Below are 17,768 nucleotides of genomic sequence, written 5' to 3'. Positions count from 1 at the left end.
CGTGGGCGAGGGGTGCGCTCCGGATGGGCCGTTGCGGACTTAAGGATCGGGTTGGATGCGTCGGCTGGGCAATGCCTTGCCCAGCGGCGCACGGCCGGCCACCAAGGCGAGCGTCATCGGCCCCAGAGAGCCTGGACAGCAGTCAGCAGCGATCCACGAAGAGGCAGGCACGGACATGGCTGATCAAGAACGACAGTTGACGGGGCGCGCGGCCTCTATCGCCAAACGCCGCGCCATCGCCAACGGAGGTAAAACGGGGCGACCAGACCCTGAATCGGTCGCGAACACGGGGCCGAACAGGCGGAACGCCCAGCGTGTTCCGTCCGGCGAAGCGGCACCCATGACGCTCCGCGAGCGTCCGAGTGCCGCGGAGCCCACACCGGCACGGTGTGAGAGTCAACCCAAGCCCGAACGTGACCGGCGTTCCGTCAACCAGGCGGAAGGGCGCCGGCGCTCGATCGCGCGGCGCGACGCTCACCCGCGGACTTCTAGGCGATGGGCGTCCGGCACCGGCGGATCAGCCCGATCTGCGCGGATTGGTCGGGCGCGAGGCTGCGATCGCCCGGCGTCGTGCCATCGCTGGTTTGGAGCCGGTTGTACCCCAGAATACGCGATTCGACGTGACCGCGGCTCAAGCGGACAATGTGTTGCAGCCCGGCACCGAGCGGCGCGCAACGCTCAATCCGCTCAATGACCGGCGGCAACGTAACAGTCGCCCACGCGGTGGTCCGACCCTGGCCAAGGCCCCCTCGCGTGGACGCATGGTATCGATGGCGCGCCGTGTTGCCCTGGCCGAACGCGGCAAGACTGGCGTTGATTCAGTGAGCGGACGCTCCAGCCAGGCGGTGACAACCCATCTGCTGCGCAATGCAGGTGTCAGCTCGCGCGAGATCGCCAAGCGGGTGCGCGAGGCGCGCTGCGAGCATGGCAAGTGCGGCGATTCAGGACCGCGACCCACGGGACGCATCCGGCGCACACCCAATGCGCTGCCATCCAAGGTCGGCGTCAGCACCACGGCCTCGGGCCAGACCCTGACGGGCACCCTGGTTGGGCGCAGCTGGCGCACCACGGGCGACGAGGCCGGTGCCTGTCGCCAGATTACGGGGACCGAATATCTGGGTGCCGAGATATTTCAGGAGTTCTGCAGCATCAGGCTCGAACCTGCACCCAACCGTCAAAGCGCGGTTGCTGTCACCAGTGGGGGCCAGACCGTCACCGGCGATCAGGTCGGGCGTAGTGCCAAGGTCACAGGCGACGAGGCCGGTGCCGGGCGCCAGCTCACCGGAACGCCCTACACCGCGCCTGGTCCCGAGGGGGCGCCGTCCAAGGTCGGCCAGACTCAGACCCTGGCTGGACGCGCCGTCACTGGCTCGCTGGTCGGACGCACCCCGGCCTTGACCGGTGTCGAACCAGGTTCCTGTCAACGGATAACGGGCAATGAGTATCTCGGCTTGGAGCACTTCGACAGTTTCTGCAAGACCCGACCCGAGCCGGTCGGCCCGCTCAAGGTCGGACTCGATACCACCTGGCGCGGTCAGACAGTGACCGGAACCCTGGTCGCAGGCAAGGCGCGGGTCACCGGCAACGAGGCTGGGCGCTGCGAGATCGTCACAGGCACCACCTATCTAGGCTCCGAGCAGGTCGCCGCTGACTGTGGTCCAGAGATGGCCCGCCAGGTCGCCGAGCGGATGCCTGTGGGTCGCTCCACCCCGGGCTTTGGTCTCACCGGCACCCAGCCTGGGGTCGGCGGGGTCACGACGGGTGATTCCAAGGGTGCCTGTCAGCCCGTGACCGGCACCCCCTATCTGGGGGGAGACGATCTCTTCGCCCACTGTGGCACTGATGCGTTTACCGAGGAGTTTGCGGCCACACCGGGTAGCGACGACTTTCCGCAGCCGCTCGGCGGCGGTCGGTAGAGTGGCTTCAGTATCGAGACCCCGGCGCGCACCGCTCAATCCCAGCGTCCAAGGCCCAGCGTGACCGGTACCCAGTACGACCAGGCACGCAGCCGTATCACAGGTCCCTTCAACCTGGGCGGTGATCGGGTCACAGGCACCGAGAGTTTTCGCGCCCGTCGGGCCGAGGAGGGTCGCGTCGGGGGCCAGGCTCGGGCGGGCGACCTCGTGTCCCAGCCAGAGCCGTCCCAAGGGGAGGTGTCTGGTCAGGATCCTTCCACCTCGGCCCGCCCCCGGATCACTGGCGAGGGGATGGACGGCCGGCTACGCATCACGGGCGACGACTGGGGCCGCAACGAGCGCGTCACGGGCACTGAGGGTCAGTCGGTGCAGGGGCGCAATCCGACCTGGCGCGGTTCGCCCGCCGCGGCCTTCGCTGGGGCACGGCTGTTTCGCACTGCCCAGTGGCAAGATCGCCCTAAACCCGAGACCCGGATCACGGGGAGTAGCGGCAGCACCGAGCGTGGCGCCCTCGTCACCCTCTCGGGTGGGGCGCGCGGTTGATGAACACACTGGGATCCGGAACCATCGCCATGCGCATCAAGCCCCAATCACGCCGGCGCGTCCGTTCGACCTCCTGGACCAACCGTCCTGGTGTGCAGATCCAGCCTGAGGCGGCGGAGATGCGCCGGGGTGCTCGGCCCGAGACGCATCCGCTCACCCGCCTGGACGAGAACCAGCGGCTGTGGGCCTATGAGCAGCGGGTCAAAGGCTCTTTCGACCGTATCGTTCCGGTGCTCAAATCCATCGCGGCCCGCGTCCCGGATGCTGGTTTCGAGGACTGGGCGCAGGCCGAGGCCCATCGGATGCTCGGCTTTGGGCTGCCTGAGTCCTTGCTGGCCGATGCCTGGGTCGCCGGACTCGACCGGCGTGCGCTCTTTGCACATGCCATCTTTGAGACCGTGCGCACCCTGAGCGATGACTACTTCACAACCGACCCGCTCGATGATCGCGGCCAGTCCGAGGCGTTCGGCCGCTTTCTGATCGACTGCGGTTTCCATGCCCATGAACGTCACGACCTGTTCGGATGGACGTCTGGCCCATGCCATCCGCTATGTGTTGCGGCTGCCTATGGGCGCCCTTCGGCGCCGCGCCAATGCCGGCGCCCTCTTCGACATCGAGGAGGCACTCGAACGCTGGTCAGAGGTGGAACTCAGACGCTTCCGGGAGGCTGTACCCAACACCGCCGATGCCCAGACCCGCTATCTCAAGGTGGTGATCTATCACTACAGCAGCGGCGACCCCGAGCATCACGGCTGCGCGGCCCACGGCAGTGACACCCGTCAGTCAGCCGCTGCCGGGCGCGAGCGTCTGCGCGCCTTCCGCGAGGCGGTCGAAAACACCTACTGCTGTGGTGCCTCGATCGAGATCTTGCTGGCCGGCATCGATACCGACACCGATCGGTTGCGTCTGCACCTACCCGATGCGCGCGGTGATGCCGATCTGGATCGTTTCGTCGATGCCGGAGCGCTCCAGCGCGAGACGGCACGGCTCGATCCTGAATCGGCGGCGTGCCCTGATCCGAGAGCGCTTGGCCCGCCCGAGCGACGGCGGTCTTGCGCCTGCACCCGGGATGCAGCGTCTGATGGCGCGTCTGATCGAGCACAACATCTCGCAGCTCGACTATGTGCGTGATTATCACAATCCTGAATCCGTGGTCATCAAAGCTGAAACCTCTCCTGTGAGCTGTCTGGCATGAAATATCCGCCTGACAGCCCGAAATTTCTGTCTGCCGATGGTCTTTCCCGGGGCGGCGCACTGCCTTTTGGCTTCGAAAGTCGGCACTGGCGGGACGGCGTTACGTCATTTTCCTGCTCCGGGACGAGCCCCGGCCTTCCACTGGCGCGAAACCGAGCGTCTCGGCCAAGAGCAACCGCCGCGCCGCACCCATGGCAAAGCAGCGCACACAAGCCACCCCTGCAGCACGACGAACACCTCAACGTAACCGACAAAGCGGCGGCCACAGACCAGCACCCGCTCCCTCGCAAGCACCACAAACCCCGCCGCCCAGCACATAACCCCCTGCAACACCGTCTTCAGCCGCCCCCCCTCGGCCGCATGACGGATCGGTGCAACCTCCCCCGTCAGCCCCAACCGCCCCAACAGACGCAGACAGCGACAGGCAAACGCCCCCAAATGCAGCACCCAATCGTGGATATCGAACTGGCCCGAGTGCAGCCGCCCCACCTCAAAATCAGGCTCAATCCCCGCACAGAACGGCCCATGCATACCGCGATCGACGTCAGACCCGATCACCGCCTTGGCCGGCAAGCCGCGGCCGATCCACCAACCCTCGAGTTCGAACCCCGACGCCAAGAGAGACCAGCCCCTCCGATCGCCGCCGCGTTCGCCCACCTCGACGAACAGACGAAAGCAACGCCCCTCCTCGCCCCACACCCGATCGACCTCAAGCTCAAACCGCCCACCGCCCCTACCCGGCCGAATCCCCTAAAAGACCCCGACCGCCTCAGCCTAATCCACCCAAGCCGAGGCATCCCGCCTACGCGGATCCCACCGCGTGCTAAACCCCAGCGCCCCGCCCTCCAGCGACCCACACCCCCCGCTCGACGACCTGAGCAAACACCAACCGCACCCCGTCACAGCCCCTCCCCTCGACCATCAAAACAGCCACCGCCGGCCCGACCAAACGCCCCCCCGAGCAAAGGCACGCCCGTAGCAACACACCACCTCGCAGGCGCAACGCCAAGCGCCGACCCGCAACTCCAGACCAACGTCCCAACCCCCCTGGCCCAAAGAGCCGGCGATCGGACACTAGCCATCGACGCCTTGACAACTGCGGCCCACCTCCTCACCCCGCGTATCGCCACTGTCCATAACAAAAGTGTCGCCCTCGAAGCCCACAGACCCCTCATACGGCACGATCGCAGCCTCGCTGCGCCTCAGCAACCGCACCGACAACCCACCCGACAACGCCCGCAACTCGCTGGCCTGGGCATCGAACCGCCGCCGCATCCAGACCCTAAAGAGCACCCTCGACAGCCACAATGCCCCCTTAAAGGAGCGAACCGTCCGAAACGGCCCGACGGCTTCAAAGTCACCCTTGCCCAGACTCAGCCGCCCCACCATCGCCTCCACCAGATCTGGGCCCCTCATCCCCTGCAAGACCCGCAGCCGAGGAACGACCACCCGATCGACGTGCGCCGCCTCCCAACACTGGCCGATGAGTGCCAGGCCGAAGGTGGAGGTCAGGTTCAGCTTGCCTGTCTGGCACACCCCAAATTTCGGCATGTTCAGTTGGGTGAAGAGTTGCGATGCAGTATTCTCGCAAATAATCAACAAGTTATGCTTGATCTATGACAAACGAACACGGATTCAGGTGATCGAGATCGACGACCGCCTGCCCATCCCGGGCAACGATGAGTCTCACGAGGTCATCTGGGTTCCGCTGCATCTGGTGCCGCGCTACAACAACAATCTCTCCACCCACCACCTGGTGGAAAAGACCCGCAGGCTGAAGAATCCGCACAATCGGCAACGCCGCATTCAGCACCTTGACCGTCCATGAGCTGAGGCGATAGCTGAGAATTGCGCGCGAATATGGTCAAATGCGCCTCCATCCCGTGATCCCCGATTTGAGGAGGCTCGAACCCTTATGTCGCCCGTGCTCGTGAACCAGACACCCCAGTGGCAGGCGCTCCAACGGCATTGGGAGTCGATGCGCGGCCAGCACCTGCGCGCCCTGTTCGACGCTGATCCCAAGCGCGCGGCGGCCATGAGCCTGGCGGCGGCAGGGCTGTATCTGGATTACTCGAAGAATCTCATCACCCAGGAGACCCTGGACCTGCTGATCGAGCTGGCCGAGGCGGTGGATCTCCGGGGTTGGATCGACCGGATGTTCGCCGGTGAGCCGATCAACACCACCGAGGGGCGCGCCGTATTGCACATTGCGCTGCGCAACCGTTCCACGCGCCCGATCCAGGTCGAGGGCGAGGACGTGATGCCCCAGGTCAAAGGCGTGCTGACGCGGATGGAGACCTTCGTCGGGCGGGTGCGCTCGGGCGACTGGCGCGGCCATACCGGCGAGCGCATCACGGATGTGGTCAACATCGGTATCGGGGGTTCCAACCTTGGACCCAAGATGGTGTGCACGGCGCTTGCGCCCTATCAGAGCGAGAACCTGCGGGTGCACTTTGTCTCCAACATCGATGGCACCCATCTGGTCGAGACCCTGCGCGGGCTGAATCCGGCTCGCACCCTCTTCATCGTCGCCTCCAAGACCTTCAGCACCCAGGAGACCCTGACCAATGCCGGGAGTGCCCGCGACTGGCTGCTCACCGCGCTTGTGGATTCGTCGTCGGTGGCGCGCCATTTCGTCGCGGTCTCGACCAATGCCGAGAAGGTCGCCGCCTTCGGGATCGATCCGGCCAATATGTTCGAATTCTGGGACTGGGTTGGGGGGCGTTACTCACTCTGGTCGGCGATCGGGTTGCCGATCGCGCTCGCCGTCGGCTTCGACCGCTTCATCGAGCTCTTGGAAGGGGCGCACGCCATGGACGAGCATTTTCGCAGCGCCGAGTTGCGGGAAAACATGCCAGTGCTGCTGGGCCTGATCGGGATCTGGCATACCAACTTTGCCGGGGCGCGGACCCACTCCATTCTGCCCTATGACCAATCATTACGCTATTTCCCGGCCTATCTGCAGCAGCTCGACATGGAGAGCAACGGCAAGGGGGTGACGCGCGAAGGCCTGGCCGTCCAGTATGCCACTGGGCCTGTGGTCTGGGGCGAGCCGGGCACCGACGGTCAGCATGCCTTTTATCAGCTCATCCATCAGGGCACGCAGCTCATCCCAGCCGACTTTATCGGTGCGGTCCATAGCCACCATGAACTCGGCGATCATCACCTCAAGCTCATGGCCAACTTTTTTGCCCAGACCGAGGCCCTGATGCGCGGTCGCACCTATGACGAGGCCCTGAACGAGCTCCTCGCCGCTGGCATGGACGAAGAGCGGGCGCGCTGGCTGGCCCAGCATCGCACCTTTCCGGGCAACCGCCCGACCAATACCCTACTGATGGAGCGCCTCACCCCGCATACGCTCGGCGCCCTGATCGCCCTCTATGAACATCGCATCTTCACCCAAGGCGTGGTCTGGGGCATCAATTCGTTCGACCAATGGGGGGTGGAGCTTGGCAAACAGCTGGCCAACGTCATCCTGGCCGAGATCCAGTCCGGTAAGGTCACGTCCAATCACGACGCCTCGACGCACGCGCTGCTGGAGCGCTTCATCCGTCAGCGCAGGGCTTGAGGAGGGGATCACGCTGGTGCACGGCTCGATCTGTTCCAGACAAGTTGGAGAAGACCGCCCCCTCGAACAGATGATCGAGGCCGCCGCTGCCCTGGAGCCAACCCTTGCAGAGGCCGCCTTCGGCGGCACGCCTGGGCTGAGGATCCGTGATTTTCAGGATGTGCCGCCGCCGGCCATCTGAGCAAGCCCTTCTCCCGCCGGCGGGAGAAGGGTTGGGATGAGGGCGTCTATCCACCCGCGGAAAGCCTGTGGTCGGTTTGACACCCTCACCCCGGCCATCTCCCGCCCGCGGGAGAGGGGACGGGCAAGCGTGTTGCCGCATGCGCTGCGAGAGGAAGTACTGGACCGGAGGTGGCGGCGCCTAGAGCTCTTCGAGGCACTGGGCCAGCGACAGACGCCAATCCGGCATCCTGAGCCCGAAGGTCTCCTCAAAACGGGTATTGTCGAGGACCGAGAAGGCCGGGCGCCTGGCCGGGGCCTGATATTCGGACGAGGGGATGGGGATGAGTCGGGTCCGGGCACCAGTCGCCTCCAGGATGGCCTGGGCGAAGCCGTACCAACTGATCTGACCACTGCCGGTCAGGTGATAGAGACCGCCGATCCGATCCAGATCCAGGTCGCCGCTCAGCACGCGATAGAGCACCTGGGCCGTGACCTCGGCCAGCATCCGGCTCCAGGTCGGTGAACCGATCTGGTCGTCCACCACCCGCAGTTCCTCGCGTTCTTGGAACAGCCGGCGCATGGTGAGCAGAAAGTTCTGACCCCGCGCCCCATAGACCCAACTGGTGCGGAAGATCAAGGCCCGGGCGCCCGAGTCGCGCAAGGCGCGCTCGCCATCGAGCTTGGTTTCACCATAGACATTGAGCGGGTCCGGTTGGTCGTCCTCGGTATAGGGGCGGCCTAGGGTGCCAGAGAACACGAAATCGGTCGAGTAATGGATGATCGGGGTGCCGCGCTCGGCCAGGAGCGCACCCATCTCGCCGACCGCCTCGGCATTGACGCGCTGGGCGGTGGCGCGGTCGCGCTCGGCCTTGTCGACCGCGGTGTAGGCCGCCGCGTTGATCAGGGCGTCCGGACGGCTGTCCTCGATCAGACGGGCCAGGGCCTGGGGGTCCATCAGATCGATAGTCGGGCCATACTCGCCCTCCAGTGAGGCGGCGATCACCTCGCCGACGCTGGCAAGCGTGCGGCGCAGTTCCCAACCGACCTGACCATTGGCGCCGATCAGCAGGAGTGTGGGCCGGCGGTCGGCCTGAATCTTGGGGGTCATGGATAATCCTCCAGGCTGGGGAGCCGATCGAGCGGGATGTCGCGCAGACAGGCCGCGTCGCGATCCTTGGCCGACAGCTCGGGGGTCACCCCGGCGAGCGGCCAGTCGATGCCCAGATCCGGGTCGTCCCAACGCAGGCTGAACTCGGTCTCCGGGCTGTAATAGTCGGTGTTCTTGTAGACGAAGAGCGCGCTCTCGCCGGTGACGAGAAAGCCGTGGGCAAACCCAGGCGGGATCCACAATTGGCGTTTGTTCTCACCCGAGAGCCTCACGCCCACCCAGTGTCCGAAATGGGGCGAGCCACGCCGGATGTCTACCGCCACGTCGAACACCTCGCCGGCCAACACCTGGACCAGCTTGCCCTGGGCGCGCGGATGCTGGACGTGCAGCCCGCGCAGGACGCCGCGCCGCGAGAATGACAGGTTGTCCTGGACCAGCGGTGTCGGGATACCGAGTTCGGCATACCCGTTGGCGCGATAAAGCTCCAGAAAATAGCCGCGCTCGTCGCCCCAGACCCTGGGTTCTAGGATGAGCACGCCGGGGATGGCGGTCGCGATGACGTTCATCAGATCTGCCCCCGCTGTAACAGGCTCAGCAGATACTGGCCGTAGCTGCTCTTGCCCAAGGACTCGCCCAGGGCGCGCAGCCGCTCGGCATCGATCCAGCCGTTCGCATAGGCGATCTCTTCTGGGCAGCAGATCTTGAGACCCTGACGTTTCTCGATGGTCTCGATGAAGTGTGCAGCCTCCATCAAGGAGTCGTGGGTCCCGGTATCGAGCCAGGCGATGCCGCGACCGATGCGGATCAGGGACAAGGCGCCCTCGCTGAGATAACGGTTGTTGAGATCCGTGATCTCGAGTTCGCCGCGCGCCGAGGGTCTGAGCTCAGCCGCCAGGTCCGGGGCGCGCCCGTCGTAGAAATAGAGTCCGGTCACGGCCCAGTTGGACTTGGGATGGCGCGGCTTTTCCTCGATGCCGAGCACCCGCCCCGAGGCGTCGAACTCGGCCACGCCATAGCGTTCAGGGTCGGAGACATAGTAGCCGAACACGGTCGCGCCGGTCTTATGCGCCGCGGCCTCCTTGAGCTGCTCGACCAGTCCATGGCCGTAGAAGATGTTGTCGCCCAGGATCAGACAGGAGGGCGCCCCGGCCAGAAAGGCCCGCCCGATCAGAAAGGCCTGGGCCAATCCGCCCGGCTCAGGCTGGACGGCATAGCTAAGGGCAAGCCCCCACTGCGACCCGTCGCCGAGCAGCGTCTGGAACAGGGGGGCGTCATGGGGGGTGGTGATGATCAGGATCTCGCGCATCCCGGCCAGCATCAGGGTCGCGAGCGGATAGTAGATCATCGGCTTGTCATAGACCGGCAACAGCTGCTTGCTGAACGCCCGGGTCACTGGATAGAGCCGGGTGCCCGAGCCGCCGGCGAGGATGATCCCCTTGCGTGTCATCTGTGTCATTCTAGACACCCCCCCGACCCAGGCGCTCGCCGCGATAGCGGCCCTCCATCACCTGCCGGCACCAGTCGCGATGGGTCAGATACCAATCGACCGTACGTGCAAGCCCGGACTCGAAGGTCTCGGTCGGTTCCCAACCCAGTTCACGCCGGATCTTGCCGGCGTCGATGGCATAGCGACGGTCGTGCCCGGGCCGGTCAGGGACAAAGGTCTTGAGTTGGGCATGCGGACGGTATGGCGAGTCGGGCAGACGCTCATCGAGTAGGGCGCACAGGGTATCGACGACCTCGAGATTGGTCCGCTCGCTGTTGCCGCCGATGTTGTAGACCTCTCCGGGCGTCCCGGTCTCCAGCACGCGCGCAAGGGCACGGCAGTGATCGCCCACAAACAGCCAGTCGCGCACATTGCCCCCGTCGCCATAGATCGGCAGCGGCTCACCGGCCTGGGCCTTGAGGATCATCAGCGGGATCAGCTTCTCGGGGAACTGATAGGGGCCGTAGTTGTTGGAACAGTTGGTGATGAGCGCCGGCAGCCCATAGGTGTGGAACCAAGCGCGCACCAGGTGATCCGAGGCGGCCTTGGAGGCGGCATAGGGCGAGTTGGGCGCATAGGGCGTCGTCTCGGTGAAGCGCCCGGTCGGGCCGAGCGAGCCATAGACCTCGTCGGTCGAGACGTGCAGGAAGCGGAAGGCCGCGCGTGCCGCCGGGGCGAGCCTAGACCAGTAGTCACGCGCGCATTCGAGCAGGGTGAAGGTACCGACCACATTGGTCTGGATGAAGGCCGCCGGGCCATCGATCGAACGATCGACATGGCTTTCGGCGGCAAAGTTGACCACGGCCTCGACCTCATACTCGCGCAGCAGGCGCCCGACCAGCGCACCGTCGGCGATGTCGCCTTGGACGAAGATGTGACGCGGATTGTCGGAGAGGTCGGCGAGGGTATCCAGATTGCCAGCGTAGGTCAGAAGGTCGAGGTTGACCACCCGCACCTCGGAGTGGGCGAGGATGTAATGGACGAAGTTGCCGCCGATGAAGCCGGCCCCGCCCGTAACCAAGAGGGTTTGCATGGAAGTCCCGATCTAAATCTTTTCTAAGAATCGTCAAGGTGGAGGGATAGAGTATCTTTGACAGGTTCTATGCAACAATGGGGTAAGGCAGAGCGTTCATGCCGTCGCACGGATGATGGATGCCGTTGAGGCTTCGCACCAGAAAAGGCACCTTGATCAAAGCACGATGGAGGAGCGCCGTAAGGTGCGATTCATGCGTCTCTCCCGCCTCAACCGCCAAAATCGCGGCTAAAGCCGCTCCTACCGGATGCGTTGGCGGGGGAAGTCTTCAAGAGCGATCCACGTCTTTTTGGCGGCCGGGTTAATAGTCCCTCGGCCCCTGGCGACGGGGGCCGGTGGAGAAAGTGCGGCCTTGCACGGGTGTATGGCGGCAGAAGACGATGCATGGCTGGATGCGCATTTACCCTCGCGCTTTGCAGTGCGACTCGCCTGTACGAGCTGATCCCACGATAGCTGTTCCAGGCCGATGCGCATCCTGGCCTCCCCGAAGCTGGCTGAACGCGAGGGCTCATGCCCATGGCTCAGGGTCCCGTCCGGGGACTTTTGGGCGACGCGGTCCGAATGCGACCGAGCGGCGGGCAAGAGTCTCCTGGAAGAACCGCGCTGCCGCATGGGCGTCCGCGTCACCCGCAGCCGTTCAGGTGGACGGCAAGCCATCGGGTAAGCGCCCCGCGTCATGTTAGGATAAAGCACCGCTCGCTCCCTGGAAGCGAGCGCTTGAAACCAACATCAGCACTGACCTTGATGCCAAACCTCGTCCCTCTCTCCCGCGACCGTCATGCCGGTAAGGGCTGGAGACGTCTCGACTCCTACGCCTTCGCCGCGCACACCGCCTTGGTGCCGCTCGTCGCGTCCGAGCTGCCCAAGGCGGCCATGTCGCTGCCGATCGCCTTCATCCGACAGGATGAGCACTATGTCCCGGTGGCCGTGCTCGGTCTTGAACCGACCACCAACCTCTTTGTCGCCCCCGATGGCCGTTGGATCGGCGCCTATATCCCCTCGGCCCTGCGCGGTCATCCCTTCGCCCTGGCTTATGCCCAAACCGGGGAGCAGGTGCTCTGTCTGGACGAAGACAGTGGTCTCTTGACCGAGGCCGGTCAGGGTGAGTCCTTCTTTGATGAGAAGGGGGAGCCGAGCGAGGGTCTGAGACAGATCCTCGCCTTTCTACAGCAGATCGAGCTTGGTCGCCAACATACGACCCGGATCTGTGACCTCCTGGCGCAGTTGGGATTGATCCAACCCTGGCCGATCCAGATCAGGGTCGGCCAGAATGAACGCCGGATCCAGGGTCTGTTTCGAAGCGACGAATCCGCGCTCAACCAGCTATCCGACGCACACTTCATCGAACTGCGCCGTGCCGGAGGGCTGCCACTGGTCTATTGTCAGCTGCTCGCGATGCAGCACATCGGGCTGCTCGGGCGGCTGGTCGATCTGCGGGCGAACGCGGCTCAAACCGCGGCCCGGACGCCGCCTCCGTTTTCATTTTCATTAGAGGATCAGGACATCCTGAGGTTTGACTGGGATTAGCCCTTGAACAGCGACGACACCGATCCGTGCATACTGGTGCGTCGGTCCTAGTCTGGGGTACAATCCAGGCGCTCTCTTTACCGAGTAGGTATCAGAGACGCACCCCTTGCGTGATCAAGATGGGGGCTAAGCGCCGGGTCTTGTGAAACTCCCGGGCGATGTTTCATGGTACCGACCACAGGATCTCATTCGGCAACCCACCCGTGAAACCCAATCATCACCCGGATGACGAATTGCGTACAGCCCTCAAGGCGAGCCGCAATTCATTCCTTTTTGCCGGCTTTTTCAGTCTCTTCATCAATCTGCTGATGCTGACGCCGGCCATCTACATGCTCCAGGTCTATGACCGGGTGCTCGCCAGCAGCAGCGAGTCGACCCTCATCATGCTGACCATCCTAATGATCGGGCTCTTTATGGTCATGGGGCTTCTGGATGTCATGCGCTCACGCATCCTGGTGCGTACCAGCGCGCGTCTGGATCTGCAACTCAACCCGCGTCTGTTCGGCGCCATCTTCGATGCCAAGCTACGTGATGGACGTGGTGTCGGGGTCCAGCCGATCGAGGACCTCACCAATCTGCGCCAGTTCCTGACTGGCAACGGTCTCTTTGCCTTCTTCGATGTGCCCTGGATACCGGTCTATATCGCCGTGCTCTTCCTCATGCACCCCTGGCTCGGTTGGTTCTCGGTGATCGGGGCCCTCATCCTGTTTGGGCTTGCGCTCGCCAACGAGCTTGCCACCCGCCAGCCGCTCGCCAAGGCCAACACCCTGGCCATCGGTGCACGCGGATACCTGGGGGGCAACCTGCGCAACGTCGAGGTACTGGAGGCCATGGGCATGCTGCCGCGCGTACATCGGCGTTGGTTCGAGCGCCATCGCGAGGTCCTCAGGCTCCAGACCCTGGCCAGCGATCGCGCTGCCTTCCTGTCCAATGCCAGTAAGGTCTTGCGCGTTACCATGCAGTCGTTAATCCTGGGTCTGGGCGCCTATCTGGTCATCCGGCAGGAATTCACCGCGGGTGTCATGATCGCCGGCTCCATCATCATGGGCCGCGCAATGGCGCCGATCGATCAGCTCATCGTCGGCTGGAAGGGCTTTCTTTCCGCGCGCTCGGCCTACAAGCGTCTGCACGACCTGCTGCACGCCATCCCGGAGCGTCCGCGCTACATGAGCCTGCCCGCGCCCGATGGCCGGGTCACACTCGAGGGTGTGGTAGCCGCGCCGCCCGGGTCGAACATCCCTGTGTTGCGTGGTGTGCAGTTCGAGATCGCGCCCGGCGAGGTCATCGGTGTCATCGGACCGAGCGCCGCCGGCAAATCGAGCCTGGCGCGCGTGCTGCTTGGCATCTGGCCGGTGGCCGCCGGCAAGGTGCGGTTGAGCGGTGCCGACATCAGCCATTGGAACCGCGACGAACTGGGCCCCTATATCGGCTATCTGCCCCAGGACATCGAGCTGTTCGACGGCACCGTGAGCGAGAACATCGCCCGTTTCGGCGAGATCGACCCCGAAAAAGTGGTCGATGCCGCCCAGCGTGCCCAGGTCCATGAGATGATTCTGCGCCTGCCGAAGGGCTATGACACCCCGATCGGCGACGCCGGTGCCGTACTCTCAGGCGGCCAGCGTCAACGTATTGCCCTGGCGCGCGCCATGTACGGCAATCCGGTACTGGTCGTACTCGACGAGCCCAACTCCAACCTCGACGACCAGGGTGAATCGGCCCTGGTCAAGGCCATCGCCCAGCTCAAGTCCGAGGGTACGACCGTCATCATCATTACCCACCGCCCCAGCATCCTCGGCTCGGTCGACAAGATCCTGGTGATACGCGAAGGGCAGGTCGCGATGTTCGGTCCACGCGATCAGGTGCTGGCTCAGTTTGCCCGTCCGACCGCCGTTCCGCGCCCTGCGACGGGCACACTCCCTGCTCAAGCCGCCGGTTGAGACAGCCATGGACATCACAGTCACCCCCCGTCGTCTCGGCGCGACCGAGGATTCCATCCCGACCAACGACAAGCCCGAGCGTCTGATCGGCCTGCTCATCCTGCTGTTGGCGTTCGGCGGCTTCACCACCTGGGCGATGCTGGCTCCGCTCGAGGGGGCCGCCGTGGCCCCGGGTGTCATTGCGGTCGAGTCGGCACGCAAGACCGTGCGCCATCTCGACGGCGGGATCGTCAGTGAGATCCGGGTGCGCGAAGGCGATCGGGTCAACGAGGGCGATGTGTTGATCCGGCTCGACGACACCGAGGCCAGTGCCCAGCTCGAGATCGCGCGCGGTCAGTTCCTGGCCCTGCGCGCCCAGGAGGCACGCCTGATCGCCGAGCGCGACGACCTCGCCAACATCCCCTTTCCCCCTGATCTTCTCGCTGCCGACGACGACCCACGCCTCGCCGAGGCCATCGCTGGCGAGCAGCGCGTCTTTGAGGAACGCCGCCGCTCGCTCCGCGGCGAACAGCAGGTCCTCGAACAGCGTCGCGACCAGCTCCAGGAGCAGATTCGGGGTCTCGAGGCACTGATCGCGAGCAAGACCAAGCGCATCGACCTCTATCAAGAAGAGATCGCGGGTCTGGTCAAACTGTTCGACAAAGGGCTCGGCGACAAGCGCCTGTTGCGTGAATACGAGCGTCTGTCGGCCGAATTGCAGGGCGAGCGCGCCCAGCACCAGTCCGACATCGCCGCGGCGCGCATCCAGATCGGCGAGACCGAGATCCAGATCGCCCAGCTTAAGCGCAAATTCACCAGTGACGTTGTCACCGAGCTGCGCGAGGTCGAGACCAAGATCGCCGACCTACGCGAGCGCATGCGCGCGCTCGGCAAACAACTGGAACGGACCGTGGTACGGGCACCGGTCAGTGGCTCGGTGGTCGGCTCCAGCGTGCATACCGTTGGGGGTGTCATCCGTCCCGGTGAGCAGCTCCTCGATATCGTCCCCGAGGGCGAATCCCTGGTCATCGAGGCCCGAGTCAACCCCATCGACATCGACCGTGTCGCCCCGGGGCTCGAGGCCGATCTGCGTCTGAGCGCCCTCAATGCCCGCACCACCCCCGTCATCCAGGGGCGGGTGTTGACGGTCTCGGCCGACCGGCTCCTGGACCCGGCCACCAACCACCCCTATTATCTCGCGCGGATCGAGGTCACGCCCGAGGGGCTGGCCAAGCTGGAAGGGCGGACACTGCAGGCCGGGATGCCGGTCGAGGCCCTGATCAAGACCGGCGAGCGCACCTTCTTCGACTATCTGGTGCGTCCGCTCACCGATCGGGTGGCCCAGGCTTTCCGGGAGGAATGATTCACGCCAACCTGGACCCGACGACCGTCGAAGAACGTTTCGTCTGGAAGGCGCCTTGTCCCAATGCTTCTGGTGTTGGCGTCGTTCTCATCAACTATCGAACCCCATCGTTGACGCGGCGCTGTCTCGAGTCGCTGACCAAGCTCGATCCGGCACCCGCCCAGATCCTCGTATTGGATAATGCACCCGAGGAGGCTGGATCGATCCTCTCGCCTGAGTTGCTTGAATGTTTCCAACACACCTCAGTGCGTCTCTTCGTCTCGAGCGTCAATCTGGGTTTTGCCGCAGGCTGTAATTTCGCCATCGAGGTACTCCTCGCAGACGAGTGCTGCCGTGCCATTTTGCTCCTGAACAACGATGCTGTTGGCCTGCCGCCGCTGTTGAGCGAATTGTTGGGGGCGCTCACCGCCTCACCCGAGGTTGGGATGGTCGGTGGGCGTCTGCACGACCTGATGGATCCCCAGGCCATCGACACGCTCGGCATCACGCTCCACGCCAGTCTGATGCCGGCAAACCGCCTCGATCTCCAGGATCCATTCTTAGGGCCGACCGGCGGCTGTTGCCTGCTCGACCGTGCCTTCATCCAGGATATGCAGGACTCCTTCGGCTATGTGCTCGACCCAAGATTCTTTTGTTACTGTGAAGACACCGACTTGGTCGTGCGGGCCTTGCTCAAGGGCTATCGACCCGCCTATGTCGATAGGCTCGTGGCCCTACACCAGGGTCAGGGCAGCACGGGGAAGGGATATAATCCCTTCATCGCCTATCACGGACTGCGCAACGTCATCTGGATGCATGCCAAGTGGTTTTCCTCGCGTCTCCTCCTGCGCCATCTCCATTGGCTGCTCCTTGCCCACACCCTGGCAATCGTCCGCCACCTGTTGGCCGGACACCCCGAGGTCGTCTATCGCGTCTATCGGGATGCTTGGCGCGGGCTTCCGGCCTGCATCGCCGAGCGGCGCACTCATCGGCGGCTCGTCCAACAGGGGGCACCCAGGCTCTCCGAGCGGATGAGCAAGCGTTTTTATCAACCCGGCTATTTCAAAGTCGTGCTGAGTCAACTCGCTGCGCTGTATCGGCGCTGACATTCAATTCCAATCAAGGCCAGTCCTGAATGACCTCGAGTCCAATCGTTCGAATTCTTGGCCCCCTAGCGACCTGTTTCGTTCCGCTCTCGACCCATCGGCGCCTGCTCATCGAGCTGACTCAGCGTGAGGTGCTTGGGCGTTATCGCGGATCTTTTATGGGGATCGCCTGGTCACTCTTGCATCCCTTGCTGATGCTGTCGGTCTATACCTTCGTCTTCTCCTATATCTTCGAGTCGCGCTGGGGGTTAGCCGATGAGTCGCGTGTCGATTTTGCGATCATCCTCTTCGTCGGCATGATCGTGTACGGCTTTTTCGCTGAGTGCATCACCCGCGCACCGAGCGTCATCCTTCACAACCCCAATTACGTCAAAAAGGTCATCTTTCCGCTCGAAATCCTCCCCTGGATCCTCGTGTTGGCCGCTGGCTTCCACGCCTTGGTCAGTGTGATCGCCCTGCTGTTGGTGCAATGGCTGCTCAAGGGGACCCTGCCGGCGACCGCGCTCCTGCTGCCGATCCTGCTCTTGCCGTTCGTGCTCCTGATCGCCGGGCTGGCGCTGATCCTGGCCTCCCTCGGCACCTTTGTGCGGGACATCGGTCAGGTGATCGGCGTCTTGACCACGATCCTGCTGTTTTTGTCGCCGGTCTTCTATCCAGTCTCACGTCTTCCGGAGCCCTTTCAGGTGTGGATGACACTCAACCCACTCTCATTCATGATCGAGGAAGGCCGTAAAGTGCTCGTTTTCGGCCTGTTGCCCGATGTCATGGGTTGGCTACTTTACAGCGGCATGGCGCTCTTCATCCTTTGGCTCGGTCATTGGTGGTTTCAATTTACGCGCGATGGATTCGCGGATGTCTTATGACCGG

Annotated in this window: 14 protein-coding genes and 4 pseudogenes; 13 read left to right on the top strand and 5 right to left on the bottom strand. The window is 64.1% G+C overall.

Annotated features, from left to right (window positions below; translation table 11 throughout):
* Positions 1–413: 413 nt before the first annotated feature.
* From E6P07_RS11595 to E6P07_RS14085, 5 genes and pseudogenes are all read left to right on the top strand, one after another.
* Positions 414–1,916 (top strand): CsoS2 family carboxysome shell protein, encoded by a 1,503-nt coding sequence (locus tag E6P07_RS11595; protein WP_246172839.1) that lies wholly within the window; start codon positions 414–416, stop codon positions 1,914–1,916.
* Between the two features lie 60 nt (positions 1,917–1,976).
* A complete protein-coding gene (locus E6P07_RS13950) occupies positions 1,977–2,459 on the top strand; it encodes a hypothetical protein (protein WP_246172838.1) in 483 nt (160 codons plus the stop codon).
* Positions 2,459–2,824 (top strand): annotated as a pseudogene (locus E6P07_RS14035) (carboxysome shell carbonic anhydrase); the annotation flags it as partial. The gene E6P07_RS13950 and the pseudogene E6P07_RS14035, both read left to right, overlap by 1 nt.
* Positions 2,825–2,954: 130 nt before the next feature.
* Positions 2,955–3,410: pseudogene (locus E6P07_RS14030) on the top strand (carboxysome shell carbonic anhydrase); the annotation flags it as partial.
* Positions 3,379–3,654 (top strand): hypothetical protein, encoded by a 276-nt coding sequence (locus E6P07_RS14085; RefSeq protein WP_343031231.1) that lies wholly within the window; start codon positions 3,379–3,381, stop codon positions 3,652–3,654. The pseudogene E6P07_RS14030 and the gene E6P07_RS14085, both read left to right, overlap by 32 nt.
* A gap of 191 nt (positions 3,655–3,845) precedes the next feature.
* Here E6P07_RS14085 and E6P07_RS11585 read toward each other — a convergent pair.
* Positions 3,846–5,204: pseudogene (locus E6P07_RS11585) on the bottom strand (hypothetical protein); the annotation flags it as partial.
* Between the two features lie 88 nt (positions 5,205–5,292).
* On the opposite strand from E6P07_RS11585, the pseudogene E6P07_RS11580 reads away from it, so the two are divergent.
* The 3 genes and pseudogenes from E6P07_RS11580 to E6P07_RS11570 form a co-directional block, all read left to right on the top strand.
* Positions 5,293–5,481: pseudogene (locus E6P07_RS11580) on the top strand (hypothetical protein); the annotation flags it as partial.
* Between the two features lie 87 nt (positions 5,482–5,568).
* Entirely contained in the window at positions 5,569–7,221 is a 1,653-nt protein-coding gene (gene pgi, locus E6P07_RS11575) for a glucose-6-phosphate isomerase (protein ID WP_153975752.1), read from the top strand.
* A 16-nt stretch (positions 7,222–7,237) separates the two neighbouring features.
* A complete protein-coding gene (locus tag E6P07_RS11570) occupies positions 7,238–7,402 on the top strand; it encodes a hypothetical protein (protein ID WP_153975751.1) in 165 nt (54 codons plus the stop codon).
* Positions 7,403–7,582: 180 nt separating this feature from the next.
* Here the strand turns inward: E6P07_RS11570 and rfbD are convergent, their stop codons facing one another.
* Genes rfbD through rfbB form a run of 4 tightly spaced genes read right to left on the bottom strand, consistent with a single transcriptional unit; the run spans position 7,583 to position 11,010 of the window.
* Positions 7,583–8,491: a dTDP-4-dehydrorhamnose reductase gene (gene rfbD, locus E6P07_RS11565; protein WP_153975750.1), complete on the bottom strand. Its 909-nt coding sequence runs from the start codon at positions 8,489–8,491 to the stop codon at positions 7,583–7,585.
* Positions 8,488–9,057, bottom strand: a complete 570-nt coding sequence (gene rfbC / locus E6P07_RS11560) for a dTDP-4-dehydrorhamnose 3,5-epimerase (protein ID WP_153975749.1) — start codon at positions 9,055–9,057, stop codon at positions 8,488–8,490. The genes rfbD and rfbC overlap by 4 nt, the downstream gene beginning before the upstream one ends.
* On the bottom strand, positions 9,057–9,938 hold the full coding sequence (rfbA, locus tag E6P07_RS11555) for a glucose-1-phosphate thymidylyltransferase RfbA (RefSeq protein ID WP_153976219.1): 882 nt from the start codon (positions 9,936–9,938) through the stop codon (positions 9,057–9,059). The genes rfbC and rfbA overlap by 1 nt, the downstream gene beginning before the upstream one ends.
* A 10-nt stretch (positions 9,939–9,948) precedes the next feature.
* Positions 9,949–11,010, bottom strand: a complete 1,062-nt coding sequence (gene rfbB / locus E6P07_RS11550) for a dTDP-glucose 4,6-dehydratase (RefSeq protein ID WP_153975748.1) — start codon at positions 11,008–11,010, stop codon at positions 9,949–9,951.
* A 717-nt stretch (positions 11,011–11,727) separates the two neighbouring features.
* Here rfbB and E6P07_RS11545 point away from each other — a divergent pair.
* From E6P07_RS11545 to E6P07_RS11525, 5 genes are all read left to right on the top strand, one after another.
* Positions 11,728–12,537: a SapC family protein gene (locus tag E6P07_RS11545; protein WP_162008640.1), complete on the top strand. Its 810-nt coding sequence runs from the start codon at positions 11,728–11,730 to the stop codon at positions 12,535–12,537.
* A gap of 203 nt (positions 12,538–12,740) precedes the next feature.
* A complete protein-coding gene (locus E6P07_RS11540; protein ID WP_246172837.1) occupies positions 12,741–14,474 on the top strand; it encodes a type I secretion system permease/ATPase in 1,734 nt (577 codons plus the stop codon).
* Between the two features lie 7 nt (positions 14,475–14,481).
* Complete coding sequence (locus E6P07_RS11535; RefSeq protein WP_153975745.1) at positions 14,482–15,816, top strand: HlyD family type I secretion periplasmic adaptor subunit; 1,335 nt, start codon at positions 14,482–14,484, stop codon at positions 15,814–15,816.
* Entirely contained in the window at positions 15,813–16,901 is a 1,089-nt protein-coding gene (locus tag E6P07_RS11530) for a glycosyltransferase (protein ID WP_153975744.1), read from the top strand. Before E6P07_RS11535 ends, E6P07_RS11530 begins: the two co-directional genes overlap by 4 nt.
* A 29-nt stretch (positions 16,902–16,930) precedes the next feature.
* Positions 16,931–17,764 (top strand): ABC transporter permease, encoded by an 834-nt coding sequence (locus tag E6P07_RS11525; RefSeq protein WP_153975743.1) that lies wholly within the window; start codon positions 16,931–16,933, stop codon positions 17,762–17,764.
* The last annotated feature ends 4 nt before the right edge of the window (positions 17,765–17,768 follow it).

It is taken from the genome of Thermochromatium tepidum ATCC 43061, from assembly GCF_009664085.1.
In the GTDB taxonomy this organism is placed as follows: domain Bacteria; phylum Pseudomonadota; class Gammaproteobacteria; order Chromatiales; family Chromatiaceae; genus Thermochromatium; species Thermochromatium tepidum.
This window is presented reverse-complemented; position numbering and strand designations above follow the sequence as displayed.

Coding starts and splice junctions, on each gene's coding strand:
- E6P07_RS14085 (WP_343031231.1), top strand. CDS start 3,379: ATGCGCGCGGTGATGCCGATCTGGATCGTTTCGTCGATGCCGGAGCGC.
- pgi (WP_153975752.1), top strand. CDS start 5,569: ATGTCGCCCGTGCTCGTGAACCAGACACCCCAGTGGCAGGCGCTCCAA.
- rfbD (WP_153975750.1), bottom strand. CDS start 8,491: ATGACCCCCAAGATTCAGGCCGACCGCCGGCCCACACTCCTGCTGATC.
- rfbC (WP_153975749.1), bottom strand. CDS start 9,057: ATGAACGTCATCGCGACCGCCATCCCCGGCGTGCTCATCCTAGAACCC.
- rfbA (WP_153976219.1), bottom strand. CDS start 9,938: ATGACACGCAAGGGGATCATCCTCGCCGGCGGCTCGGGCACCCGGCTC.
- rfbB (WP_153975748.1), bottom strand. CDS start 11,010: ATGCAAACCCTCTTGGTTACGGGCGGGGCCGGCTTCATCGGCGGCAAC.
- E6P07_RS11535 (WP_153975745.1), top strand. CDS start 14,482: ATGGACATCACAGTCACCCCCCGTCGTCTCGGCGCGACCGAGGATTCC.
- E6P07_RS11530 (WP_153975744.1), top strand. CDS start 15,813: ATGATTCACGCCAACCTGGACCCGACGACCGTCGAAGAACGTTTCGTC.
- E6P07_RS11525 (WP_153975743.1), top strand. CDS start 16,931: ATGACCTCGAGTCCAATCGTTCGAATTCTTGGCCCCCTAGCGACCTGT.